General features: G+C 64.2%; 23 protein-coding genes. 9 read left to right on the top strand and 14 right to left on the bottom strand.

Annotated features, from left to right (window positions below):
* The first annotated feature begins 40 nt into the window (after positions 1 to 40).
* The 9 genes from AC1D13_RS20675 (at position 41) to AC1D13_RS20635 (ending at position 11,392) form a co-directional block, all read left to right on the top strand.
* On the top strand, positions 41 to 1,006 hold the full coding sequence (locus tag AC1D13_RS20675; protein ID WP_457282347.1) for an ABC transporter substrate-binding protein: 966 nt from the start codon (positions 41 to 43) through the stop codon (positions 1,004 to 1,006).
* 65 nt (positions 1,007 to 1,071) lie between these two features.
* Positions 1,072 to 2,142, top strand: coding sequence for a multiple monosaccharide ABC transporter substrate-binding protein (chvE, locus tag AC1D13_RS20670; RefSeq protein ID WP_457282346.1), 1,071 nt, complete (start codon positions 1,072 to 1,074; stop codon positions 2,140 to 2,142).
* A 129-nt stretch (positions 2,143 to 2,271) separates the two neighbouring features.
* Positions 2,272 to 3,777: a multiple monosaccharide ABC transporter ATP-binding protein gene (gene mmsA / locus AC1D13_RS20665; protein ID WP_457282452.1), complete on the top strand. Its 1,506-nt coding sequence runs from the start codon at positions 2,272 to 2,274 to the stop codon at positions 3,775 to 3,777.
* Position 3,778: 1 nt separating this feature from the next.
* Positions 3,779 to 4,996, top strand: a complete 1,218-nt coding sequence (gene mmsB, locus AC1D13_RS20660) for a multiple monosaccharide ABC transporter permease (protein ID WP_457282345.1) — start codon at positions 3,779 to 3,781, stop codon at positions 4,994 to 4,996.
* Positions 4,997 to 5,051: 55 nt separating this feature from the next.
* Positions 5,052 to 6,578, top strand: coding sequence for a sugar ABC transporter ATP-binding protein (locus AC1D13_RS20655; RefSeq protein WP_477690200.1), 1,527 nt, complete (start codon positions 5,052 to 5,054; stop codon positions 6,576 to 6,578).
* Positions 6,571 to 7,626 (top strand): ABC transporter permease, encoded by a 1,056-nt coding sequence (locus tag AC1D13_RS20650; protein ID WP_477666911.1) that lies wholly within the window; start codon positions 6,571 to 6,573, stop codon positions 7,624 to 7,626. Before AC1D13_RS20655 ends, AC1D13_RS20650 begins: the two co-directional genes overlap by 8 nt.
* On the top strand, positions 7,623 to 8,657 hold the full coding sequence (gene yjfF, locus AC1D13_RS20645; protein WP_457282342.1) for a galactofuranose ABC transporter, permease protein YjfF: 1,035 nt from the start codon (positions 7,623 to 7,625) through the stop codon (positions 8,655 to 8,657). The genes AC1D13_RS20650 and yjfF overlap by 4 nt, the downstream gene beginning before the upstream one ends.
* 21 nt (positions 8,658 to 8,678) lie before the next feature.
* Entirely contained in the window at positions 8,679 to 10,412 is a 1,734-nt protein-coding gene (locus tag AC1D13_RS20640; RefSeq protein ID WP_477690199.1) for an IlvD/Edd family dehydratase, read from the top strand.
* 50 nt (positions 10,413 to 10,462) lie between these two features.
* A complete protein-coding gene (locus AC1D13_RS20635) occupies positions 10,463 to 11,392 on the top strand; it encodes a dihydrodipicolinate synthase family protein (RefSeq protein ID WP_457282340.1) in 930 nt (309 codons plus the stop codon).
* Positions 11,393 to 11,533: 141 nt separating this feature from the next.
* On the opposite strand, the gene AC1D13_RS20630 is transcribed toward AC1D13_RS20635, so the two are convergent.
* From AC1D13_RS20630 to atzF, 14 genes are all read right to left on the bottom strand, one after another.
* Entirely contained in the window at positions 11,534 to 12,265 is a 732-nt protein-coding gene (locus tag AC1D13_RS20630; protein ID WP_457282339.1) for a GntR family transcriptional regulator, read from the bottom strand.
* Positions 12,266 to 12,274: 9 nt separating this feature from the next.
* On the bottom strand, positions 12,275 to 12,952 hold the full coding sequence (locus AC1D13_RS20625) for a cysteine hydrolase family protein (RefSeq protein ID WP_477666909.1): 678 nt from the start codon (positions 12,950 to 12,952) through the stop codon (positions 12,275 to 12,277).
* Between the two features lie 100 nt (positions 12,953 to 13,052).
* A complete protein-coding gene (locus tag AC1D13_RS20620; protein WP_457282337.1) occupies positions 13,053 to 14,642 on the bottom strand; it encodes an ABC transporter ATP-binding protein in 1,590 nt (529 codons plus the stop codon).
* Positions 14,639 to 15,334: a biuret amidohydrolase gene (biuH, locus tag AC1D13_RS20615; protein ID WP_457282451.1), complete on the bottom strand. Its 696-nt coding sequence runs from the start codon at positions 15,332 to 15,334 to the stop codon at positions 14,639 to 14,641. The genes AC1D13_RS20620 and biuH overlap by 4 nt, the downstream gene beginning before the upstream one ends.
* A gap of 32 nt (positions 15,335 to 15,366) precedes the next feature.
* Complete coding sequence (locus AC1D13_RS20610; RefSeq protein WP_457282336.1) at positions 15,367 to 16,287, bottom strand: ABC transporter permease; 921 nt, start codon at positions 16,285 to 16,287, stop codon at positions 15,367 to 15,369.
* Complete coding sequence (locus AC1D13_RS20605) at positions 16,284 to 17,375, bottom strand: ABC transporter permease (protein WP_457282335.1); 1,092 nt, start codon at positions 17,373 to 17,375, stop codon at positions 16,284 to 16,286. The genes AC1D13_RS20610 and AC1D13_RS20605 overlap by 4 nt, the downstream gene beginning before the upstream one ends.
* Positions 17,376 to 17,415: 40 nt before the next feature.
* Positions 17,416 to 18,519: a BMP family ABC transporter substrate-binding protein gene (locus AC1D13_RS20600; RefSeq protein ID WP_477666908.1), complete on the bottom strand. Its 1,104-nt coding sequence runs from the start codon at positions 18,517 to 18,519 to the stop codon at positions 17,416 to 17,418.
* Positions 18,520 to 18,559: 40 nt separating this feature from the next.
* On the bottom strand, positions 18,560 to 18,946 hold the full coding sequence (gene hpxZ / locus AC1D13_RS20595; RefSeq protein ID WP_457282333.1) for an oxalurate catabolism protein HpxZ: 387 nt from the start codon (positions 18,944 to 18,946) through the stop codon (positions 18,560 to 18,562).
* Positions 18,943 to 20,340, bottom strand: coding sequence for an AtzE family amidohydrolase (locus tag AC1D13_RS20590; protein WP_477666972.1), 1,398 nt, complete (start codon positions 20,338 to 20,340; stop codon positions 18,943 to 18,945). The genes hpxZ and AC1D13_RS20590 overlap by 4 nt, the downstream gene beginning before the upstream one ends.
* Before the next feature lie 5 nt (positions 20,341 to 20,345).
* Positions 20,346 to 20,570, bottom strand: a complete 225-nt coding sequence (locus AC1D13_RS20585; protein ID WP_457282332.1) for an AtzG-like protein — start codon at positions 20,568 to 20,570, stop codon at positions 20,346 to 20,348.
* Positions 20,571 to 20,583: 13 nt separating this feature from the next.
* A complete protein-coding gene (locus AC1D13_RS20580; RefSeq protein ID WP_477666907.1) occupies positions 20,584 to 21,405 on the bottom strand; it encodes an ABC transporter ATP-binding protein in 822 nt (273 codons plus the stop codon).
* Between the two features lie 158 nt (positions 21,406 to 21,563).
* Positions 21,564 to 22,400 carry an ABC transporter permease gene (locus AC1D13_RS20575; protein ID WP_457282330.1) on the bottom strand — a complete coding sequence of 279 codons (837 nt, stop codon included), beginning with the start codon at positions 22,398 to 22,400 and terminating at the stop codon, positions 21,564 to 21,566.
* 5 nt (positions 22,401 to 22,405) lie between these two features.
* Positions 22,406 to 23,425 carry an ABC transporter substrate-binding protein gene (locus tag AC1D13_RS20570; protein WP_477666906.1) on the bottom strand — a complete coding sequence of 340 codons (1,020 nt, stop codon included), beginning with the start codon at positions 23,423 to 23,425 and terminating at the stop codon, positions 22,406 to 22,408.
* A gap of 64 nt (positions 23,426 to 23,489) precedes the next feature.
* Positions 23,490 to 25,187, bottom strand: a complete 1,698-nt coding sequence (atzF, locus tag AC1D13_RS20565; RefSeq protein ID WP_457282328.1) for an allophanate hydrolase — start codon at positions 25,185 to 25,187, stop codon at positions 23,490 to 23,492.
* Positions 25,188 to 25,371: the final 184 nt, after the last annotated feature.

The raw sequence follows: 25,371 nt of genomic DNA, 5'->3' as shown, positions 1-25,371 counted from the left end.
ACCAGAGAGCTGTCAGTTCCATTTCAACCAAGGAGACAAAATGAAAATCCATCGCCGCACCCTCGCCGTCGCACTCGCCTGCGCCCCCCTTGCCGGCCTGTTGCCGGTTTCAGCATGGGCACAAAAGCCCATCGTGCTGGGCTTTAGCCAGGTCGGCGCAGAGAGCGAATGGCGCACCGCCAATACCGAATCCATCAAATCGGCCGCCAAGGACGCGGGTATCGAACTCAAATTCTCCGATGCCCAGCAGAAGCAGGAAAACCAGATCAAGGCGATTCGCTCCTTCATTGCCCAAAAGGTGGACGTGATCGCGTTCTCGCCCGTGGTCGAGTCGGGCTGGGAAACCGTTTTGCGTGAAGCCAAGGCCGCCAAAATTCCGGTGGTGCTGACTGACCGCTCCGTGAACGTCAAAGACACCTCTCTGTATGTTTCCTTCATGGGCTCGGACTTTGTGGAGGAAGGCCGCAAGGCAGGCCGCTGGCTTGTCGAAAAAATGAAGGGTACAAGCGGCCAGGTCAACATCGTTGAGTTGCAGGGAACCGTGGGTTCCGCACCGGCGATTGACCGGAAAAAAGGATTTGAAGAAATCATCAAGGCCGACCCGAAGTTCAAAATCATCCGCTCGCAGACGGGTGATTTCACCCGGGCCAAGGGCAAGGAAGTGATGGAAGCCTTTCTCAAGGCCGAAGGCAAGAAGATCAATGTGCTTTTCGCGCACAACGACGACATGGCTATCGGTGCGATCCAGGCGATTGAAGAGGCTGGCATGAAGCCGGCCAAGGACATCACCATCATCTCGATCGATGCCGTCAAGGGCGCTTTCGAAGCCATGATGGCCGGCAAGCTTAACGTCTCCGTGGAGTGCAGCCCCTTGCTGGGCCCGCAACTGATGGCGGCAGTCAAGGATATCAAGGCCGGCAAGTCCGTTCAGAAACGTATCGTTACCGAAGAGGGTATTTTCCCGATGGAAGTAGCCGCCAAGGAATTCCCCAAGCGTAAATACTGATCAGCATCCGGGCCGGCGCCTCGATACTGGGGCGCTCTTTCAAACCTCCAGAAGGAAACTATTTCATGAAGCGTACATTTCTCCAGACTCTGCTCGCCGGCCTCGTGCTGGGAACCCTCGGTATTGCACCGTCAGTCCAGGCGCAGGACAAAGGCAGCATCGGCATTTCGATGCCCACCAAATCCTCTGCCCGCTGGATCGCCGACGGCGACAACATGGTCAAGGTACTCAAGGAGCGCGGCTACAAAACCGACCTGCAATATGCCGATGACGACATCCCGAACCAGCTTGCCCAGATCGAGAACATGATCACCAAGGGCGCGAAGGTGCTGGTGATCGCCTCCATCGACGGCACCACGCTGTCCAAGGCGTTGCAGAACGCGGCCGACAAGGGTGTCAAGGTCATCGCCTACGACCGTCTCATCAAGGGTTCGAAGAACGTGGATTACTACGCCACCTTCGACAACTTCCAGGTTGGCGTGCTGCAGGCTACTTCCATCGTCGACAAGCTGGGCCTGAAGCAGGGCAAGGGCCCTTTCAACATTGAACTCTTCGGCGGCTCCCCGGACGACAACAATGCATTTTTCTTCTACGACGGTGCCATGAGCGTGCTCAAGCCCTACATCGACAGCGGCAAGCTGGTGGTGCGCAGCAAGCAAATGGGCATGAACAAGGTCGGCACGCTGCGCTGGGACGGTGCGGTGGCCCAGGCACGCATGGACAACCTGCTCTCGGCCTACTACGGCAAGGAAAAAGTCCACGCAGTCCTGTCGCCATATGACGGCCTGTCCATCGGCATTCTGTCCTCGCTCAAAGGTGTCGGCTACTGCACGGCGCAGCAGCCTTGCCCGGTGGTCAGCGGGCAGGACGCCGAAATTCCTTCGGTCAAGTCCATCCTGAAAGGCGAGCAGTACTCGACGGTGTTCAAGGACACGCGCGAGCTGGCCAAGGTGACGGCCAACATGGTGGACGCCACCCTCTCTGGCAAGCAGCCCGAGATCAATGACACCAAGACCTACAACAACGGCGTGAAAGTGGTGCCCTCCTACCTGCTCAAACCGGTGGCTGTGGATGCCTCTAACTGGAACCAGGTTCTGATTGGCAGCGGTTACTACAAAGAGTCACAAATCAAGTAACCCCGGCTGAAGGGTGAAAGCACGACGGTCCCGTGCCGGGGAGGCGCGGGACTGTTTACGCCCATCGGTGTCAGTCGCCGTCGGAGCGATTTTTGTACCAAAGGACAGGCATTGGAAACGATTCTCGAGATGCGCGACATCCGCAAAACCTTCCCAGGGGTGGTCGCGCTGAACAAGGTCAACCTGCGCGTGCGCGCGGGTGAGATTCATGCCATCGTCGGTGAAAACGGCGCCGGAAAATCGACCTTGATGAAAGTGCTCTCGGGGGTCTATCCGCACGGCTCCTACAGCGGGGACATCGTCTACGAAGGCCAGGAGCGCCAGTTCCTCGGAATCCACGACAGCGAGCAGCTGGGCGTCATCATCATCCACCAGGAACTGGCGCTGGTGCCGCTGCTATCCATTGCCGAGAACATTTTCCTCGGCAACGAGACTGCACAGCGCGGCGTGATCGACTGGATGGCTGCGCACAGCAAGACGCAGGACCTGCTGAAAAAAGTGGGCCTCAAGGAATCGCCCGCCACGCTGATCACGGACATCGGCGTGGGCAAGCAGCAACTGGTGGAAATTGCCAAGGCCTTGTCCAGGCAGGTCAAGTTGCTGATCCTTGACGAGCCGACGGCGAGCCTCAACGAAAACGACAGCCAGGCCTTGCTGGACCTGTTGCTGGAACTCAAGGGGCAGGGCATTACCTGCATCCTTATTTCACACAAGCTCAACGAAATTTCACGCGTGGCGGACGCCATCACCATCCTGCGCGACGGCAGCACCGTCGAAACACTGGACTGCCGTGCCGAAGCCATCAGCGAAGACCGCGTCATTCGCGGCATGGTGGGCCGCGAGATGGCTGACCGATATCCGCCGCGCCAGCCGAAAATTGGCGAGACCGTGTTTGAAGTGCGCGACTGGAACGTCTACCACCCGCTGCACACGGACAGGAAATTCATCAAAGGCGTCAGCCTGCAGGTGCGGCGCGGTGAAATCGTCGGCATTGCCGGGCTGATGGGGGCGGGGCGCACGGAACTTGCCATGAGCATCTTTGGCCGTTCGTGGGGGCGCCGCATCAGCGGCCAGGTCCTTCTGAACGGCCAGCCTGTTGATGTCGGCACGGTAGAGAAAGCCGTTCGCCATGGTCTGGCCTATGTGACCGAAGACCGCAAGGGCAACGGGCTGATATTGAACGAAGACATCCAGTTCAACGTCTCGCTGGCCAACCTCAAGGGCGTTTCAAGTGCCTCCGTCATCGACAGCGGCCGCGAATACCAGGTCGCGCAGAGCTACCGCGAAAAACTCCGCATCCGGTGCTCAAGCGTCGGCCAGAAAGTCCTCAACCTCTCGGGCGGGAACCAGCAGAAAGTGGTGCTCGGGAAATGGCTGTTCACCAGTCCCGAAGTGCTCATCCTCGACGAGCCCACGCGCGGCATCGACGTGGGCGCCAAGTACGAGATTTACACCCTGATGGCCCAGCTCGCGGCAGAAGGGAAATGCATCATCATGATTTCCTCGGAAATGCCGGAATTGCTGGGCATGACGGACCGGATCTACGTCATGAACGAAGGCCGCTTCATCGCCGAGATGCCGACGGCCGAAGCCTCCCAGGAAAAGATCATGCGCGCGATCATGAAAGCAAGCTGAAATGAACAACGAGTCCTCCAACGCCACCGCGATTGCGGCAAAAACCGCCGCTGCCAGCGGCAAATCGCCGCTCGACTACCTGAAGCACAACTTCCGCGAGTACGGCATGCTGATCACGCTGGTGGCCATCATGGGCTTCTTCCAGTACATGACCGAGGGCACGCTCATGCAGCCCCTCAACCTCACCAACCTGGTCCTGCAGAACAGCTACATCGTCATCATGGCGCTGGGTATGCTGATGGTGATCGTGGCCGGGCATATCGACCTGTCGGTCGGTTCGGTGTGCGGCTTCATCGGCGCGCTGGCGGCCGTGCTGATGGTGGAGTACGGCTGGCATTTCGTGCCGGCCTCGCTGGTGTGCCTGCTCTGCGGCGCGCTGATAGGCGGGGTTCAGGGCTGGTTTGTCGCGTTCTTCCGCATCCCTTCTTTTATCGTCACGCTGGCCGGCATGCTGGTGTTCAAGGGGCTGGCGCTGGCACTGCTGCAAGGCCAGTCGGTCGGCCCCTTCCCCGATTCATTCCAGATGCTCAGCTCGGGTTTCATGCCCGACCTGCTGAGCAGCGAAGGCCTGCGCATGACTTCGCTGCTGCTGGGCGTGGCGCTGGCCGCCGTGCTCGCCGTGGCCGGCATACGCGCGCGGGCCAAGCAGCTCAAGCACGGCATCCAGGCCGAGCCCGCCGCCATTTTCTTCGTCAAAACGGCGATGTTCTCGGCACTGCTGATCTATTTCAGCTACCTGCTAGCTTCCTACAGGGGGCTGCCGAATGTGCTGATCGTGATGGCCGCGCTGATTTTCCTGTTCCACTTCATCACGGGTCGCACCACCATCGGGCGGCGCGTCTATGCGCTGGGCGGCAACGAAAAGGCAGCCAAGCTGTCGGGCATCAAGACCGAGCGCCTGGCCTTCTACACCTTCGTGAACATGGGCGTGCTGGCGGCGCTGGCGGGCCTGGTGTTTGCCGCGCGCCTGAACACTGCTACACCCAAGGCCGGCCTGGGCTTTGAACTCGATGTCATCGCCGCCTGCTTTATCGGCGGGGCCTCGGCTTCGGGCGGTGTCGGCAAGGTCATGGGCGCGGTGATCGGTGCGTTTGTGATGGGCGTGATGAACAACGGCATGTCCATCCTGGGCATCGGCATCGACTACCAGCAAGTCATCAAAGGTGTGGTGCTGCTGGCCGCCGTGTTTGTCGACGTCTACAACAAGAACAAGGCATGAACCTCCTGGCCGTTCTGAAGGCGAATATCGTGGCGCGTGGCGCGAAGGCCGCTCCATGACCGTGGCCGACGCCGCCCCCGTGCTGGAGCTTGCGGGCATCCACAAACAGTTCGCGGGTATTCCGGCCTTGCAGGATGTGCGTTTGCGCCTGTTTCCCGGTGAAATCCATGCCTTGATGGGGCAAAACGGCGCCGGCAAGTCCACGCTCATCAAGGTGTTGACAGGCGTGCTGGAAGCCAGCGGCGGCCAGATGCAACTTGCCGGAAAACCGGTATGGCCGGACTCTCCCCTGGCCGCGCAGCGGCTGGGCATCAGCACGGTCTACCAGGAAGTCAATCTCTGCCCCAACCTGTCGGTGGCGGAAAACATCTTCGCGGGCCGCTATCCGCGGTACGGGTTTGCGCAGGGGTCTCGCATCGACTGGACCACCGTGAACCGCCGTGCGCGCGAACTGGTCGCGCGCATGGGCCTGGACATCGACGTCACGCGCCTGTTGTCCAGCTACCCGGTCGCCGTGCAGCAACTGGTGGCCATCGCGCGCGCCATCGGCATTGAATCCAAAGTGCTGATCCTCGACGAGCCAACCTCCAGCCTCGACGATGACGAGGTGCAAAAACTCTTTGAGGTGCTGCGTCGCTTGCGTGGCGAGGGGCTGGCCATTGTTTTTGTCACTCATTTCCTCAACCAGGTGTATGCGGTGTCGGATCGCATCACCGTTCTGCGCAACGGCAGTTGGGTCGGCGAGTGGCGTGCCAGTGAACTGGGGCCGCAGGCACTGATCGCGGCCATGCTGGGCCGGGAACTGGCCGCGCAATCCGCCACCGCCGCCGTGCCTCCGGAATTTGACGATGCTGCGCCGGCGCTTTTGCAAGCTGAAGGTCTGGGCCAGGCCGGTCAGTTGCAGCCTGTGGACCTGCGCGTGCGTGCCGGCGAGGTCGTGGGCCTGGCCGGGCTGCTGGGCTCGGGCCGCACTGAACTGGCGCGCCTGCTGTTCGGCCTGGAGACGCCGGACCGCGGCATGCTCAGAATCGACGGCGAGGCGGTCACGTTTTCCAATCCCGCCGAGGCGATCCGGCAGGGCCTCGCCCTATGTCCCGAGGAGCGCAAGACCGATGGCATCGTGGCCGAGCTCTCAGTCCGGGAAAACATCGTACTGGCGCTGCAGGCCCGCATGGGCATGCGCCGTTTTTTATCGCGTGCCGAACAAACCGCATTGGCCGAACGCTTTGTCCAGGCGATGGGTATCAAGACCGCGAGTGTGGACACCCCCATAGGCCTGCTGTCGGGCGGCAACCAGCAAAAGGCCATGATCGCGCGCTGGCTCGCGACCGAGCCGCGCCTGCTGATCCTGGACGAACCCACGCGCGGCGTCGACGTGGCCGCGAAGCAGGAAATCATGGAGCAGATCCTGCGCCTGGCTGAGGCTGGCATGGCGGTGATTTTCATCTCTTCTGAAATGAGCGAGGTGGTTCGTGTGGCGCACCGCATCGTGGTGCTGCGTGACCGCCGCAAGGTGGGTGAGTTGCCGGCAGGCAGCAGCGAAGACACCGTCTATGAACTGATTGCGGCTGAACATGCCTGAAGAGAAACACCACCCCTCGCCTCTGGCCACTGCCATGAGGCACCGCCTGGCCTGGCCGCTCATCACACTGTTCCTGCTGCTGGCTGTGAACACAGTGTTTAACGCCAGTTTCCTGCACGTCGAGTGGCGTGACGGTCATTTGTACGGCAGCCTGATCGATATTCTCAACCGTGCCGCGCCGCTGGTGCTGGTGTCGCTCGGCATGACGTTGGTGATCGCCACCCGCGGCATCGACATTTCCGTGGGCGCCGTGGTGGCCATTGCTGCCGCAGTGGCCGCCTGGATGATTGGCGGGTCGGTGGCAGGGAGCGTGAGCCGTTTCCCGATGCCGCTGGCAATTCTGGCGGCATTGGCCATCGCGCTGCTGTGCGGACTATGGAACGGGCTGCTGGTCGCCAGGGTAGGCATGCAACCCATCATCGCCACACTGATCCTCATGGTAGCGGGTCGCGGCATCGCGCAGCTGATCACCGGCGGGCAGATCATCACCATCTACTACGCGCCATTTTTCTTCCTGGGCAGCGGTTACCTGCTGGGCCTGCCGTTCTCGCTCTCTATCGTGGCCGTGGTCTTTGCGTTGCTGTACCTGGCGGTGACGCGCACCGCCCTCGGGCTGTTCATACAGGCTGTGGGCATTAATCCAACCGCAGCACGCGTCGCGGGCGTGCAGGCCAGGCGCCTGATGGTTGCCGCCTACGGCTTCTGTGGCTTGTGCGCGGGCATTGCGGGCTTGCTGATCAGCTCCAACGTCAAAAGCGCCGATGGCAACAACGCGGGTCAGTTGCTCGAGCTGGATGCCATCCTGGCCGTGACGCTGGGCGGCACCGCCCTCACCGGTGGGCGTTTCAGCCTCGTGGGCAGCGTGATCGGCGCGCTGATCATCCAGACGCTGACTTATGCCATTTACTCGCTGGGTGTGCCGCCTGAGATCAACCTGGTGGTCAAAGCTGTGGTGGTATTTGTGGTCATGCTGCTGCAATCGGCTGAATTCCGGGCCGAGATCGGTATCTGGATGCGGCGGCCGGCCGCGCGGGGGATGCGGCCATGAACACAACCGTCACCCGGCCCCCCGTAGAGGCCGCCTCCAGCCAACGGGCACCTGCTGCGCCGGCTTCAGGTTTTAATCCCAAATACCTGCCGCTGGCGGCCACCATATCGCTCTTCGTTGCCATGGCGACCATGGGTTCGGTGCTCTACAGCGGGTTCTTTTCGGCTCAGGTGTTTCTCAACCTGCTGATTGACAACGCCTTTCTGGTCATCATCGCCGTGGGCATGACGTTTGTCATCCTGTCGGGCGGCATTGACCTGTCCGTCGGCTCCGTGGTCGCACTCACCACCATGGTGTCTGCCGCGCTGGTGGAGCACCATGGCTGGAGTCCGGCCGCGGTGATTCCGCTGGTGCTCCTCATGGGCACGGCGTTCGGCGCCTTCATGGGTTTTCTGATTGAGCGTTTTCGCCTGCAGCCTTTCATCGTGACGCTGGCCGGCATGTTTCTGGCGCGCGGCCTGTGTTACCTGATCAGCGTCGATTCCATCAGCATCACCAACGAGTTTTATTCAGAGGTTTCGCAGCTGCGCATTCCCTTGTGGGAAGACGCTTCCCTCTCGATCAGTGCCGTGATCGCCATCGCGGTGCTGCTGGCGGCGGTGTTCATTGCACACTGCACTCCCTTTGGCCGCGCGGTGTATGCCGTCGGCGGCAACGAGCAATCGGCACTGCTGATGGGTCTGCCGGTGCGCCGCACGCTGGTGGGGGTTTACACGCTGTCGGGTTTTTGCTCGGCGCTGGCCGGTGTGGTCTTCACCTTCTACATGCTTTCGGGCTACGGCTTGCACGCCACCGGCATGGAGCTTGACGCCATTGCCGCCGTGGTCATTGGCGGCACCTTGCTCAGCGGCGGCGTGGGTTATGTGGCCGGCACCCTGTTCGGGGTGTTGATGCTCGGAATCATCCAGACCCTGATCTCTTTTGACGGCACTTTGAGCTCCTGGTGGACGCGCATTGTCGTCGGCGTGTTGCTGTTTGTTTTTTGCCTCCTGCAACGGCTGCTGGCAAATCGCACACCCAAATCTTCCTGAAACCTTAATGGCCAGACCATCATGACAAGCACCAAACGAAAACTACGTTCCACCGAGTGGTTCGGCACGGCCGACAAAAACGGCTTTATGTACCGCAGCTGGATGAAGAACCAGGGCATTCCCGACCATGAGTTCGACGGCCGCCCCATCATCGGCATCTGCAATACCTGGTCGGAGCTCACGCCTTGCAATGCCCACTTCCGCAAGATTGCCGAGCATGTGAAGCGCGGCATCTCAGAGGCGGGCGGCTTTCCGGTCGAGTTTCCGGTGTTCTCGAACGGCGAGTCGAACCTGCGTCCCACCGCCATGCTCACACGCAACCTTGCCAGCATGGACGTGGAAGAAGCGATTCGCGGAAACCCCATTGATGCCGTGGTGCTGCTCACCGGTTGCGACAAGACCACGCCCGCATTGCTGATGGGTGCTGCGAGCTGCGACATTCCGGCCATCGTGGTGACCGGCGGGCCCATGCTCAACGGCAAGCTTGAAGGCAAAAACATCGGCTCGGGCACGGCGGTGTGGCAATTGCACGAGTCACTGAAGGCCGGCGAAATCCAGCTGCACCAGTTCCTGGCGGCCGAGGGCGGCATGTCGCGTTCGGCCGGCACTTGCAACACCATGGGCACGGCCTCCACCATGGCCTGCATGGCCGAAGCGCTGGGTACTTCGCTGCCGCACAACGCCGCCATTCCCGCGGTGGATGCACGCCGCTATGTGCTGGCGCAGATGTCGGGCGCGCGGGCCGTCGAGATGGCGCGCGAGGGCCTGACGCTGTCGAAAATCCTCACACGCGAAGCCTTCGAAAATGCGATCCGCGTCAATGCCGCCATTGGCGGTTCCACCAATGCAGTGATTCACCTCAAGGCGATCGCGGGCCGCATTGGTGTGCAGCTGGACCTGGAAGACTGGACACGGATTGGCCGCAACACGCCCACCCTCGTTGACCTGCAGCCTTCCGGCCGTTTTCTGATGGAAGAGTTTTACTATGCCGGCGGCCTGCCCGCCGTGTTGCGCCGGCTGGGTGAAAACAGCTTGCTGCCGCATCCCAATGCGCTCACCGTCAATGGCCGGTCGATATGGGACAACGTGCGTGAGGCGCCGCAGTACAACGACGAGGTGATCCGCCCTCTCGACAACCCCTTGATCGCCGACGGCGGTATCTGCATCCTGCGCGGCAACCTGGCGCCGCGCGGCGCCGTGCTCAAGCCCTCCGCGGCCTCGCCCGAACTGCTCAAGCACCGCGGCCGCGCGGTCGTATTCGAGAACCTCGAGCACTACAAGGAACGCATCGTCGACGAGAACCTCGACATCGATGCCAGCTGCGTGATGGTGATGAAGAACTGCGGGCCCAAGGGCTACCCCGGCATGGCCGAAGTCGGCAACATGGGCCTGCCGCCCAAGCTGCTGCGGCGCGGCGTCAAGGACATGGTGCGCATCTCGGACGCACGAATGAGCGGCACCGCTTACGGCACCGTTGTGCTGCATGTGGCGCCAGAAGCAGCGGCCGGCGGGCCGCTGGCCGCGGTACGCGACGGCGACTGGATCGAGCTCGACTGCGATGCGGGCCGCCTGCACCTGGACATCAGCGATGCCGAACTGGCTGAACGCCTTGCCGCCCTGCAGAAGGCCCCTGCAGGCATGCGTGGCGGCTACCAGCGCCTGTATGTCGACCACGTGCTGCAGGCCGACGAGGGCTGTGATTTCGATTTTCTGGTCGGCTGCCGCGGCTCCGAAGTTCCTCGGCACTCCCATTAAACCGCTCAAGCAGTGAACTACTGAACTTTATCCAACCTGATCCAGTCCCCATGAACACGCTCCGCCAGCCGCGTTACCGCGGTATCTTCCCCGTTGCCCCCACCACCTTCACCGAAACCGGCGAGCTTGACCTTGAAAGCCAGAAGCGCTGCGTCGACTTCATGATCGACGCCGGCTCCGACGGCATCTGCATCCTGGCCAACTTCTCCGAGCAATTCGTGCTTTCGGACGAAGAACGTGAAACCCTGACCCGTACCGTCCTCGAACATGTGGCCGGCCGCGTGCCGGTGATCGTGACCACCACCCACTACGGCACGAAGGTTTGCGCCGAACGCAGCCGCCGGGCGCAAGACATGGGCGCCGCCATGCTGATGGTCATGCCGCCGTATCACGGGGCCACCTTTCGCGTGAGCGAGCCGCAGATTTACGAGTTTTATGCGCGGCTGTCGGACGCGGTCAACATTCCCATCATGATCCAGGATGCGCCCGCCAGCGGCACCGTGCTTTCAGCCTGCTTCCTCGCGCGTATGGCCCGTGAGATTGAACACGTCGCCTATTTCAAGATCGAAACCGCCGGTGCAGCATCCAAACTGCGCGAACTGATCCGTTTGGGAGGCGACGCGGTGGAAGGGCCCTGGGACGGCGAAGAGGCCATCACACTGCTGCCCGACCTTGATGCCGGTGCCACCGGCTCCATGACCGGCGGCGGTTACCCCGATGGCATTCGTCCGATCATCGAGGCGCACCGCGCCGGTGATCACGACAAGGCCTATGCCCTTTACCAGCAGTGGCTGCCACTGATCAATTACGAGAATCGCCAGGCAGGGCTGCTGGCCGCCAAGACCTTGATGAAGGAAGGCGGCGTGATCGCCTGCGAGGCGCCGCGTCATCCTTTTCCGGCCATGCACCCGGACACGCGTGCTGGGCTGCTGGCGACCGCCAGGCGGCTTGATCCGCTTGTGCTGCGCTGGGCGCGGTAGACGGCGGGAACAACTTAGGCGGCATGGCGCGCGCCGCACGGCCTCTGCCGCATCGGTATTTGCGCTTTCCGCCTGAGTTTTTGCTTCTTTTTTGATAGCAGCTTGCGCTTATATCTGTTGGGCTGCACGCCTATGAGGCCATTAACGAGGCGTTCCAGACCCGATCTGGCGCGCCAGGTGCATTTGGTGCAGGGTGATCTTGCGCACCTCGGCCTGGCTGGTTTCGATGTGGGCGCGCAGCAGCATGGCGGCCTGGTCGCCACGCTTGGCGCGCACCGCCTTGAGAATCTTGGCGTGCTCTTCATAGGTGGCCTCAATGCGCGGCTGCTTGATGAAGTCAAGCCGGCGAATGATGCGGATGCGGTCGGTCACGTCGCGGTGCACACGCGCCATCTCGGCATTGCCGGCAGCCGCCACCAGCGCGCAATGAAAAGCTTCGTCCCACTGGGCGACCCGAACATGATCGGTGCTGCGCTCGCCCACCGGAACCAGCCAGATGGCCGCCAGTTCATCGAGCAGCGCCGTGTCAATCGTCTGGCTACCGGCGCACAGCCGCTGCACGGCCGTGGTTTCCAGCACCATGCGCAGGTCGTAGAGCTGTTCAAACTTGTCGAAATCAAAGGGCAGCACACGCCAGCCACTGCGAAACAGCACCTCGACGAAACCTTCCTGCTGCAAGCGAAACAGGGCCTGGCGCACGGGCGTGCGCGAGACGCCAAGACGTTCGCTGATTTCGGTTTCGGTGAAGCGGTCGCCCGGCACCAGCTTGAACTCGGAGACGTCGCGCTTGAGTTCGTCGTACACCTCGTTGGCCCGCGAACGGTGGACGAGCGCAGCGGCAAGGCTCGCGGGAGGGTTGGAGGCAGTGTGCATGGTGAAACTCTAGCAGTGTTGGGGCTGTGCCGGCAGTGCCGCCAGCAACTCGCCGCTGGTGGCGGTCCAGCCGACGATGGCGCCCTGGGCGCGGATCATCGCCACGGCCGCCGACTTGAAGACGGGGAAATAACTTTCAGTGCAGTCTTCCAGCAGCAGGCTGTCATAGCCGCGGTCGTTGGCTTCTCGCATGGAGGTCTGCACGCAGACTTCCGTGGTCACGCCCATGAACAGCAGGTGCGTGATACCGGCATGCTGCAGCCGCTCGTGCAGGCCGGTGGCATAGAAGGCGCCTTTGCCGGGCTTGTCGATGGCGATCTCGCCGGGCAGCGGCGCCAGCTCGGGGATGATCTGGTTTCCCGGTTCACCGGCTATCAGGATGCGGCCCATCGCTCCCATGTCGCCGATACGCAGGGTCGGGTTGCCGCGGCTGCGCTTGGCGGGCGGGCAATCGGCCAGGTCGGCCCCGTGCGCCTCGCGGGTGTGCACCACAAGCCCGCCCGCGCGGCGCCAGGCCTCCAGCACGGCCTTGCAGGCCGGCACGATGGCCTGCAACAGCGAGACGTCATTGCCCAGCGTTTCACCGAAGCCGCCGGGCTCGATGAAGTCGCGCTGCATGTCGATGATGACCAGCGCGGTGTGCGCCAGCTCGAACTCGTAGGCGAAAGGAGCCGCTGCGATTTTCATAGGAGTGCTCCTTCGTGGGCCACCGCGGAACCGGCTTTGCCGGGCTGCTGGTGGCGTCCCCTTGAGGGGGGAGCGGCTGCAGGCCGCTTCGGGGGGGAACTCATCGTCCCCCGCCCATGTGCGCACCCAGCACCTGCCGCTGGGCCCCGGAGGCCGCGGTCTCGAAGACGATGCGCCCCTCGCTCATCACCACGATGCGGTCGGCCAGTTCAAGCAGTTCGTCCAGGTCTTCGCTGACCAGCAGCACTGCCGCGCCCTGCTGCGCCACGCCCCGCAGGCGGGTGTGGATTTCCTTCACGGCGGCGAAGTCCAGGCCGAACACCGGGTTGGCGGCGATCAGCACCTTGATCTCGCCATGCAGCTCGCGCGCCAGCACGGCACGTTGCACGTTGCCGCCAGAGAGGCTGCGAATGGGTGCGTTCTCCCCCTGCGTCTTGATGCCGTAGCCCTTGATCCATTCGCGCGCGCGGCTGCGCCAGAGCCCGAATCGCAAGCGTCCCGCGGCGCATAGCGGCGGCCGGTCGAAGTCGCGCAGCGCCATGTTTTCGGCCACGCTGAAGTCACCCACACAGGCATTGCGCAGCGGCTCCTCAGGCAGGCTGCGCACCTTCAGGCGGTGGTTCTCGCCCCGCGTAGCAGCGTAAGGCTCGCCGCCCACCCGCACCATGCCGGCGGCGCGCGCCCGCTGGCCGACCAACGCTTCGACCAGCTCGCGCTGGCCGTTGCCGGATACGCCGGCGACGCCGAGGATCTCGCCCGCGAGCACCGACAGGCTCAGGTCGCGCACCGCTAGCGTGCCGCGGTCGCCCATGACCTGCAGGCCGTGAACATCAAGGGATGCGGTTTGTGCCGCAACATCGACAGCCCGCACGGCGCTGGTGGCAGGCACCTTGGGTTCCGTGGCCTGGTTTTCGGGGTGGGCCGCGGCCGCATCACCCACCATGGCCTGCGCGAGCCGCGCCGGGTCGGTCGCCGGCACCGATGTGACGTGTACCGCCTTGCCGCGGCGCAAGACGGTCACGTCGTCGGCATAGGCCATGACTTCGCGGAACTTGTGGGTGATGATGAGCACCGTGCAGTGGCCGGCACGTGCGAAGTCGCGCACATGGCCCAGCACTTCGTCGGCCTCCTGCGGCGTCAGCACCGAAGTCGGCTCGTCCAGGATCAGCAGGCGCGGCTTGAGATAGAGCTGCTTGAGCAGTTCGAGCTTTTGTTTCTCGCCGGCGGCCATGTCCAGCGGACGCGTGTCCAGGTCCAGCCGGAAGGGCGTGGTTTGCACAAAGGCCTCCAGCTCCGCGCGTTTTTGCGTCCAGTCGATCAGCGCCGGCGTCTTGCCGCCGGCCAGCAGCAGGTTTTCGGCGACCGTCATGCCGGGCGCCAGCGTGAAATGCTGGTAGACCATGCCAATGCCCAGCGCGCGAGCCACCACCGGATTGGCGATCGTCTGCTCACGGTCGTCGATGACGATGCTGCCTTCCGAGGGCCGCTGGAATCCCGCCACGCACTTGACCAGTGTGCTTTTGCCCGCGCCGTTTTCACCGAGAAGCGCATGCACGGTTCCCGGCGCCACCTTCATGTTGACACCGTCGAGCGCCGTGAAGCTGCCGAACCGCATGCTCATGCGGTAGATGTCCAGCGCCAGCGCGCCGGTGGCGGGCGGCAGGCTGCCGATGGTGATGCCTGGACTCATGGCGTGGCCAGTGCGTCCAGCACCGCCGCCGATGAAGCATGCGCGCCGAACACGCCGCCCTGCATGGTGATCATCTTCAGCGCTGCCTCATGGTTGCCGCGGTCGGTGGCGGCGGTGCAGTCCGACAGCAACAGGCATTCGAAGCCGCGGTCGTTGGCGTCGCGCATGGTGGTGTGCACGCAAACGTCGGTGGTGATGCCGGTGAGAATCAGGTTCTCGATGCCGCGCGTTCGCAGCACCATCTCCAGATCGGTGGCGTAGAACGAGCCTTTGCCGGGCTTGTCGATCACCACCTCGCCGGGCAGCGGTGCCAATTCGGGAATGATCTCCCAGCCCGGTTCGCCGCGCACCAGGATGCGCCCGCAAGGGCCGTCGTCGCCGATGCCCGCGCCGTGGGCGCCGATACGGCGCGAGCGCCAGCGCTTGTTGGCCGGCAGGTCCGACAGGTCGGGCCGGTGGCCTTCGCGCGTGTGGATCACGTGGTAGCCCGCGGCACGCATGCCGGCCATCAGGGCCCTGAGCGGTTCAATCGGCGCGCGCGTCAGCGAGATGTCATAGCCCATCTTGTCCACGTAGCCGCCTTCACCGCAGAAGTCGGTCTGCATGTCGATAACGATAAGCGCGGTGTTGCCGGGCCGCAGGTCGCCGTTGTACGGCCATGGGTAGGGGTTGGCGTTGACGAAGCGTTCCATCTGGATGTTTTCCTTGTCAGTGCTTGCAGTCACTAGCGGGTGGCGGAAAGCTCGCCCGGGCTGCCACTCACGGTGCTGCCTGGCCGGCAGGTGATGACCAGGATCAGCAGGGTGAGCACATAGGGAACAATGTTGAAAAGGTGGTATCCCCAGTTGATGCCGACGGACTGCAGGGCCGGGCCGATGGCGCCGGCGCCGCCGAACAGCAGCGAGGCGTACACGCAGCGCAGGGGGCTCCAGCGCGCGAAGATCACCAGCGCCACCGCGATCAGGCCCTGGCCGCTGGAGATGCCTTCGTTCCAGCTGCCGGGATAAAACAGGGTGAGCGAAGCGCCGCCCAGGCCGGCAACCAGGCCGCCGGCGGCGGTCGCGGCAATGCGGATGGCGGACACCGAATAACCGAGCGAGCGAGCGGCGTTGGCCGAATCCCCCGCCATGCGTACCATCAGGCCAGCGCGTGTGTTGGCAAAGGCCCACCACAAGGCCACGGCCAGCGCCAGCCCGATCGGCACCAGCACATTGATCTGCAGCGCCGAGCGGACGGCGGCCGAGCTGCTCCAGCCGCCCAGCGCGATGGCGGGCAGTTGCGGCGCCTGCGGCTGGATCAGCGGCTTGCCCAGGTAGAAGGCCAGGCCCGTGCCCAGCAGCATCAACGCAATGCCGGTGGCAATGTCGTTGACCCGCGGTAGCGAGCAGAGAATGCCATGCAGTGCGGCCAGCAGCGCGCCGGTGGCCGCCGCCGCCAGCACACCGACCCAGGGCGAGCCCGAGAGCCAGGAGGCGCCGAAGGCCGACATGGCCGACAGCACCAGCACGCCCTCCAGCCCCAGGTTAATGCGGCCGGATTTTTCGGTGATGCATTCGCCCAGGCTGACAAAGAGGAAGGGCGCGCCGACGCGCAGCGCGCCGCCGACGATACCGGCGAAAAAGATCAGGAGCTGGTCGGTGGTCATGGCTTTTCCTCCGGCAAAGGAATCGGGCTCGGCTCCGAAGGGCCGAAGCGGCTGATACGCTCAAAAAAAGTTTTCCAGTCCACATCGCGCAGAGCCTCGCTGGCCAGGATCAGCACAAAGGCGATGCCCTGCAGCACCAGCACCGAGGCATCGGGCAGGCCCAGGCGGCGCTGCAGCAGGCTGCCGGCCGCGCCAAAGCCGCCGAACAGGATGGCCACCGGGATGATGGCCACGGGATGCTGGCGTGCGATGAAAGCCACCAGGATGCCGGCGTAGCCGTAGCCCGCGATCAGGGCGGCGTTGGCATTGGTGTGCACGGCCGCGACCTCGATGGCGCCGGCCAGGCCGGCGCAGGCCCCGCCCAGCGCACAGGCCAGCAGGATCAGCCTGGAGGCCGGTAGCCCGACGAGTTGCGCCGCACGCGGGTTGCCGCCGACCACGCGCACCGCGAAGCCCGAGGGCGTCATTCGAAACCACAGGCCCGCCGCCAGGCAGGCCAGCACGCCGATCACCAGCCCCCAGTGCACATCGGAGCCGGCGATGCCGCCGATGCGCAGGCCTTCGGCCAGCGAAAAAGTCGACGGCTTGTTGAGGCTGGACGGATCGCGCAGCGGCCCTTCGACCAGGTGCTTGAACAGGCCGACGGCCACATAGGCCAGCAACAGGCTGCTGATGGTTTCGTTGATGCCGCGGTATTGCCGCAGCCAGCCAGCCAACCCAATCCACAAGGCACCGGCCAGCGCGGCGGCGAGGCAGACCATCACCGTGCCTGCCATGTTCGCGGGCAGGGGCAGGCTTTGCGCGAGGCCGGCGCAGGCCAGTCCGCCCAGCACCACCGCGCCCTCGCCGCCTATGACTGTCAAGCCCGCGCGCGCCGGAATGGCGACACACAGGGCTGTGAGCATCAGCGGCGCGGCGCGCTGCAGCGTGTTCTGCCAGGAATACCAGTCGCCGAACGCGCCCTTGAACAGCAGCAGCCAGACCTCCAGGGGGCTGACACCGGCGAACCAGGCGAAAACCCCGAACACCCCCAGTGCCGCGATGATGGCGCTGCCCGGCAGCAGGAAGTTGGCGAGGGAGTGGCGCATGGATAAGGAAAGTCTCAGGCCCGCAAGGTCAGCCGCCGGCTCACACGGAGCCGATCACGCCTTCGACCAGGTAGTTCATCTTCTCGAGCTCAAGGTCGGTCTGCTTGAAGACCTTGCCGGAAGGCACGATGGTGCCGCCCTTGTTGTCCTTGAGCGGACCCTTGAAGATGTCGAAACTGCCCGCCATCATCTGCGCCTTGACACCGTCGGCCTGCTTTTTCGCCGCCTCGGTCACGGTGGGTCCGTAAGCCGACATCTTCACGTAGCCCTCCTTCAGGCCGCCACGGATGAAGTTGGGGTGCGGCTTGCCGCTGCGTGCCGCCTCGATGAAGGTGGTGTAGGCCGTGAGCCAGTTCCACTCGGCACCGGTCAGGTAGGCCTGCGGAGCCAGCTTGGCCTGGCTGGCGTGGTAGCCGCAGACCATCTTGCCGCGCTTGGCGGCTGTTTCCACGATGACCTTGGGGCCGTCCACGTGCATGGTGAAGACGTCCACACCCTGGTCGGCCAGGCTGTTGGTGGCTTCAGCCTCCTTCACGGGCATGGACCAGTCGCCGGTGAAGATCACGCTGGTGGTGATGCCGGGCTTGACCGAACGCGCGCCCATGGTGAAGGCATTGATGTTGCGCAGCACTTGCGGGATCGGCTTGGCGGCGATGAAACCGATCTTGTTGCTCTTGGTCATGTGGCCGGCGATCACGCCGTTGAGGTATTGGCACTCATCGATGTAACCAAAAAAGCTGGCGGTGTTTTTCGGGTGCTTGCCTTCCGTCCACATGCCGCCGCAATGCGCAAAACGCGCCGCGGGAAACTTGGCCGCCACCGCCAGCATGTGCGGATCGAAGTAGCCGAAGGAGGTGGGAAACACCAGGCTGGCGCCGTCCTGCGCGATCATGCCGGTCATGGTCTTCTGCACGGCCGCGGTTTCGGGAACGTTTTCTTCTTCCACCACCTTGATGCCCGGCATCTTCTTGAGCTCGGCCGCCGCTTGCGCCTGGGCCTGGTTGTAGCCGTAGTCGTCACGCGGGCCGACGTAGATCACGCCCACGGTCAGGGGCTTTTGCGCGAAGGCAAACGGGCCGGTTGCCGCGGCGCCGAGCGCGGCCAGGGTCTTGATCGAATCGCGGCGATTGAGGAAGTTGCTCATGGTCAATGCTCCAGGGGTTATGAGGTCAAGGAAATGAAACTCAGGCAAGAAGACTCACGTGCGCGGCGACCACGCGCCAGCCCTCGGGCGTGCGCATCCAGGTCTGGCTCTGCCGGCCGGTTCTGGCGCTGCCGGCGCGCTGGAATTCAGTATTGGCGGTCGCCATGTCGCGGCCATAGGTTGTGATCACGGTTTTCAGCAACCGCCGCTCCAGGCCCTGCGCCGGCCGTCCTGCCCGGAAGGCCTGGATGTCGGCGTAGCCGTAAAGGTTTTCCGTCGCGCCGTAGCGCAGGGTGTGCGGGCTGTTCCAGAACAGCTCGTCCAGCACGTCCACCTTGTTGTTGACCAGCGCATCCTCATAACGCGCAAACACCGCCGTGACTTCGGCCAGGACGTCGGGGAGGTTGATGGCAAGGCTGGGGTTCATGCTTGTGTCACCAGTGTGGCGGGCCGGATATGGGCGTCGCCGGCGTCGCCGAGCACCTGTGCGACCCGCAAGGCCAGGTCTTCGCGCCAGGGCGCGGCGATGACCTGCACGCCTATCGGCATGCCGCCGGCTGCCGGCCACATGGGCGCGGTGACCACGGGGCAGCCGGAAAAAGAGATGGGCTGGGTGAGCAGGCCCATCGCGGCGCGGCAGGGCTGGCGCACGCCGTTGATGTCCAGCCACTCGGTGCCGATGACCGTGGCGCCGACCGGTGTGGCAGGCGTGAGCAGCACGTCCCAGTCCTGGAACAGGGCGTTGACCTTGTCGCGGTAGCTGCGGCGAAAGCGCTGTGCGCGCACATACCAATCAGCGGGCTGCAGCGCGCCGGCGATGAAACGGTCCACCGACAGCGGTTCGAATTCGTCGGCACGCGTGCGCAGGTCGCCCAGGTGCAGGCTGCCGCCTTCGCTCGCGGTGATGATGAAGGCCGCCGCGCGCGCCAGTGCAGCATCCGGCCACACCACGTCGGCTTGCGCACCCAGGGTGCGGGCGGCCAGCGCCACCACCTCGCGCGCTTCGGGCCCGGCATTGTCGTGAAAGTACCCGCCCAACACACCGATGCGCAGGCCGCTTGCACCCTTGCCCAGGACCGGAGAGACCGGCTGCACACGCAGCGCATGGCAGCCCGGGTCCAGCGGGTCGGGCAACTGCAGCGCATCGTAGGCCAGCACCAGCCCGCCCAGGCTGCTGGCGAGCGGACCCAGGTGGTCGATGCTGTGCACGAAGGGATAACTGCCGCGGCGCGATAGCCGGCCGAAGGTCGGCTTCAGGCCCCAGACACCGCACAGCGACGACGGCACGCGGATGGAACCGTTGGTGTCCGAGCCCAGGGTGAGGGGAACCTGCCCGGCCGCGACCGCCGCGCCGGAGCCGCCCGACGAACCGCCGGCGATGCGCGTCAGGTCGTGCGGGTTGCGGCAGGGGCCGTAGTGTGTGTTTTCCGTGGTGAAGCCGTAGGCGTATTCGTCCATGTTCAGCGCGCCGACGAGCACGGCGCCGGCCGCCTTCATCTGCGTGACGAGGACCGCATCGGCCGAAGCCGCGGGCAGGCCGCGGTTGATTTTTGAGCCGGCCAGTGTGGTCAGCCCTTCGATGTCGAACAGGTTCTTGACCGCGTACGGCACGCCAGCCAGCGGTCCCAGGGGTTCGCCGCGCGCCCGCTGCGCGTCCACCGCGTCGGCCTCAGCGCGGGCCCGGGTGCGGGTTGTTTCGGTGAAGGCATTGACCCGGCCGTCCGTGCTGTCAATGCATGCCAGGCTGGCATCGAGCAGTTCGCGCGCGCTGACCTGCCCCGCCGCAACGGCGGCGGCCATGGCGGACGCATCAAACACCATGCTTTTCATGACTGCTCGCGCCCGCCGTCGCTGGACGGGAAAACCGCCGGGCAGTAAATTTCGGCCGGCTCGTCGTGCGGGGCCAGCGGCGCCGCGTCCAGCAGCGCGGCCATGACGGTGGTGCGCTGCAGGTGGGCGGCCACGCGTGCCGCGCGGTCCGGCGGCAGCGGCAGGCCCAGCACCGCGCCGGCGCTTGCGACATAACTTGCAATGCTTGCTTCGTCCATCATGGCTGCAGCTTTCTCAACGCCTGACTTCGCGCTGGAAGATTTCCAGGCTGAGTTTCTTGGTGCTGATGAAGCTGGCCTCAGACAAGGTCTCCACCGTGCGCGGACGCGCATCGCCGTAGGGCAGGATTTCGGCTACGCGCGTCGGGCGCTTGGTCAGCAGCAGTACCTGGTCGGCGAGGTACACGGCTTCTTCCAGGTCATGCGACACCAGCAGCATGGTCGTGCCGGTCTGCATGAACACCTCCTGCAGTTTTTCGCGGATGAACAGCGTCATCTCGAAGTCCAGCGCCGAGAACGGCTCGTCCAGGAACAGCACCTCGGGATTGGGCGCCAGCGCCCGCATGATGGAGGCTGTCTGTTGCTGCCCGCCCGAGAGTTCATAGGGGTAGCGGTTCAGGTCGAACTTCACGTCGAAGGAGGCCACGAGTTCGGCCATGCGCCTGTCGACTTCCGCCTTGGATCTGCCTTCAAGCTTGAGCGGATAGGCGATGTTGTCGATGGTGCGCATCCACGGGAACATGGCCTCGCGGTAGTTCTGGAAGACGTAGCCGATCTTGGTGTCTTTGAGCGACTTGCCGTCAAACAGGATTTCGCCCGCGTCTATGGGGATCAGGCCCGCGATCATGTTGATCAGCGTGGACTTGCCGCAGCCGTTGGGCCCGAACACCGAGACGATCTTGTGCTTGGGGATGTCCAGGTTGAAGTCTTCGTACAGCGGCCAGCCGGCGAAGTACTTGGTCAGGCCGCGTATGGTGATGTGCGTGCCGGCCGGGCCGGGCTGGAATTCACGCACCGGGACGTCGGCGAATACGGGAGCATTAATTACAGCGGACATGTCGGACTCCGGTGGGATCCATGGGTAAACACAGCGGTGAGTGACCGCAGGCCTCTCACCTTCAAGCAGGGGCCGCGGAACCGGCTTTGCCGGGCCGCAGGCGCAGCGGCCCCCTCGGGGGGAAGCGCATTACACGAAGTGAAAAGCGTGGGGGCCATTTATCTTCCGCTCCAATGCACGATGCGTCGCTCTGCGACGAGAAAAAGGATATTCAGCGCATAACCCAGGGCGCCGGCAGCCAGGATGGACGCGTACATGTCCTTCACGTTCATGACCTGCTGCGAGTTGATGATGCGGTTGCCCAGGCCGGTGTCGGCGCCGATGAACATCTCGGCGACGATCACGATGACGAGTGCCATGGACACCGCTGAACGCAGGCCGACAAAGCTCGGCTGCAGGCTTTCCCAGATCAGCACGTCCTTGAACACTTGCCAGCGCGAGGCGCCCATGACCCTGGCCGCCATGACACGCTGCTTGCGCGCGTTGATCACGCCGTAAGCGCTATTGAACACCACGATCAGCAGCGCGCCGAAGGCGGCAATCGCTACCTTGTTGATGTCCGACACGCCGAAAATCATCAGGAACAGCGGGATCAGCGCCGAAGACGGTGTGGAGCGAAAGAAGTCGATCAGGAATTCGACGCTGCGGTAGGCTTTTTCATTGCTGCCCAGCAGCACGCCCAGCGGCATGCCGACCGCAGCGGCGATCATGAAGGCCTGCACCGTGCGCCATACGGTGACCGCAAAGTCCTTGAGCAGCGGTCCGCCGGCCAGGCCGCTGAGCAGCGCGCCCAGCGCATCGATGGGTGGCGGCAGCAGGATGGCCTTGATGAAGCCCAGGCGCACGGCCAGGTCCCAGATGATGAAGAGCGCCACCGGGCCGATGAAGGGCAGGGCCTTGTCCAGCGCCGGCTTGCGCTGCACGACGGCCGCCGGCGCGGCCGGAGGCGTCCAGGGTTTGGCGGGCGTTGCCGTCACGGGAGAGGTGGTACTCATGGTGTTCAACCCTTGTAGAGCATGGTGTCCACGATGAGGCGCGAGCTGAAGATGCCTTTTTCGGAGAACAGGTCGAAGAATTTCTGGAAGTGCGCCACGTCGGCCGGGGTGAACTCGTTGTACATGGTGTAGGCGGCCAGCGGTACCTCGCCGGTGAGCGGGCCTTCGATGGCGGTGTAGCCCTTGAGGTACTGGCGTGCCTCGACCGATTTGCTGCGCACGTAAGCCACGCCCTTGCCATAGGCAGCGACGAATTTTTTTGCCGCGTCGGGATTCTTCTTGATGAAGTCGGAAGACAGCGAGGCCGAGCCGCCGAACCACGGCGCCATCGGGTCGCCCAGTACATAGCGCGCAATCACGCCGGCTTCAAGCACACGGGTGGTGCCATTCATGCGGCCTATGGTGCCGGTGGGCTCCAGCGTGTAGGCGCCGTCGATCTGGCCGGCGGCAAGCGCGGCCACATGCTGGCCGATGGGCAGCTCGACCACGGTCGCGCCGGTAGCGCCGCCGCGCTCCAGCACGGTCTTGGCCAGTGTCACGTTCTGGATGCCGGGGCCGGAGCCGACGCGCTTGCCTTTGAGGTCGGCCATCACCTTGGCCGGACTGGCCGCCGGCACGATCACCTCGTCGAGCACATTCTTCACGTTGCTGGGGTTGGAGCAGAAGATCTTGAAGGTGCCGGGCTGGGCGATCTCGCCGATGGCGATGTTGGCCGAACCGGTGCCGTTGGCGGTACCGTCGGCGCGGCCCGAGAGCACCGCCTCCATCACCTGCTGCGCACCGGCGAATTTGAGCGGCTCCACGTCAAGGCCGGCCTCTTTGAAGTAGCCCAGCTCGATGGCTGAGTAGAACGGCAGGCCGGCGGCGATGGGCCAGTAGCCGATGCGGATTTTCGGCCCGCCCTGCGCATGCAGGAAGGCGGGCATGCCCAGCAGCCCCAAAGTGGCGCCGGCGGCCGTGGCCTTGAGCAGCGAGCGGCGTGCCGGGCCGTGGGGGGCGGATGACGGTGTGGGAACGGGCTTCATGAAATGCTCCTGCTGGTGATGGGTAAACGGTGGATGAACGGGTTGGTAAAGGGTGATGAAAGCTTCAGGCCGGTGCGCTGGACTTCAGTGATTCGAGGTAGGCGCGCCAGCCACCCAGATGCGTGATGTCCTCGGCGCCTTGCAGCGCGTGCGCCTCGCAAACAAAACCCTGGACGCTGCCGCCGCCCTCCAGCGCCAGCGTGCCTATGCCCAGGGGCGCGGGGATCAGCGCAACGAAAGAGCCGTAGTGCTGCACCGGCATTTCCCAGATTTCCAGCGCGATGCCCGCGCCCTCGTTGGGGGCCACACGCAGCAGCCCCGGCTTGGGCGGCACCGTACCCGGCAGCGCGTAGAAGCGATAGTCAGGCGCGGTGCGTGCGGGGCCCACCAGCGTGGCGCCGCGCGTTGTCAGCTGGCTGTTCAGCGGCATGCCCGAAAGATGTGCGCCCACCACGGCCAGCCTGACCGTGGCCGCCGGCTGGATGCCTGGCAACGCTGCGGGTGCGGGCAGCGCTTCGTTCAATGCTCCCAGCGGCAAACCAGTGGCATGGTGATAGCGCTGTCCCAACTCAGCCAGTTGCCAGTCGCTGCCCGCCAGCCCCACCAGCGTGATGCCGAAAGGCAGGCCGTCAGGACGCAGGCTGCTGGGCACGGAAAGGGCCGCGTAGTCCAGCAGGTTGACGAAGTTGGTGTAGGTGCCCAGGTTGCGGTTCAGCGTGATGGGGTCGCGCTGCATGGCCTGCAGCGTGTAGTGCGTGGGCGCGGTCGGCAGGAGCAGCACGTCAATGTCGCGCCACATTGCGCCCGCCTGCTGGCCCAGCGCGCGCAACTTTGTTTGGGCTGCATACAGGTCGGCGGCGCTGTATTGGCGGCCTGCGCCGATGATGCTGCGGACCGGTTCGATCACTGCGTCTTCATGTGTGTCGAAAAAATCGCGTACGGCGGTGTAGCGTTCAGCCACCAGCGCGCTTTCATAGAGCAGCGCGGCCGCCTCGGCCAGCGGCGCGAAATTGATGGGCACCGGCACGCCGCCCAGGGCCTGCATGCGGGTGACAGCTTCGCCAAAAGCCTGCTCGGCCAGCGCGTCGCCGCAGAAGCCCAGTGTTGAAGGCACACCGAAACGAAAGCCTGCGGGCAAGGCGGTGTCGGCCATCGCCAGCACGCGCGAGTAGGGATCCAGCGGGTCGTAGCCCATGGCCGCTTCGAGCACGCGGGCGGCCGTGGCCACGGTGCGCGCGAAGATGGAGACGCAGTCCACGCTCTGCGCGGCCGGCACCACGCCGCGCGCGCTGACCAGACCCCTGGACGGCTTCAATCCCACGATGTTGTTCAGGCCGGCTGGTACGCGCCCCGAGCCGGCCGTGTCTGTACCCAGTGCAAAGTCGGCTTGCCCGGTCGCTACTACATAGGCGGAGCCGGAGCTCGATCCGCCTGATACATAGTCGGGGTTGATGGCGTTGGGCACCGCGCCATACGGCGAACGCGTGCCGTTCAAGCCGCAGGCGAACTGGTCCAGGTTGGTCTTGCCCAGCAGTTGCGCACCCGCATCGAGCAGCTTTTGCACCACGGCGGCGTGCGCCGTCGGCGTGTAGGCGAAAGCGGGGCAGGCGGCGGTGGTTGGCACGCCCGCTACATCAATATTGTCTTTGGCCGCAAATGAGAGCCCGGCCAGCGCGCCGCCGCGGCCGGTCGGGAAAGACGATGTCCTGGTAATCCAGGCCTCGGGAGCCCAGCCGGCGTCCGTGCCCGCAGATGTCGTCACCTGCTCAGGTGCAGCAAGCGATTGAGGAGAGTTCGGCGATGAAGAGATGTGCACCAATTGAAGGCATCCATACTTGTGTACAAGATGAGATGCAAGAGCTGTGCCAATCCGTAGAGCCGTCCCAGCACTGCCAGTGACGAAAAGGACTTTGATGTCTGCTTGTTATCCGATTAGGCGTATGAAT

The sequence above is a fragment of the Polaromonas sp. P1_E12 genome, assembly GCF_056405975.1.
The sequence above is the reverse complement of the archived record's forward strand: the minus strand, read 5'-3'. Positions and strand labels throughout refer to the sequence as shown.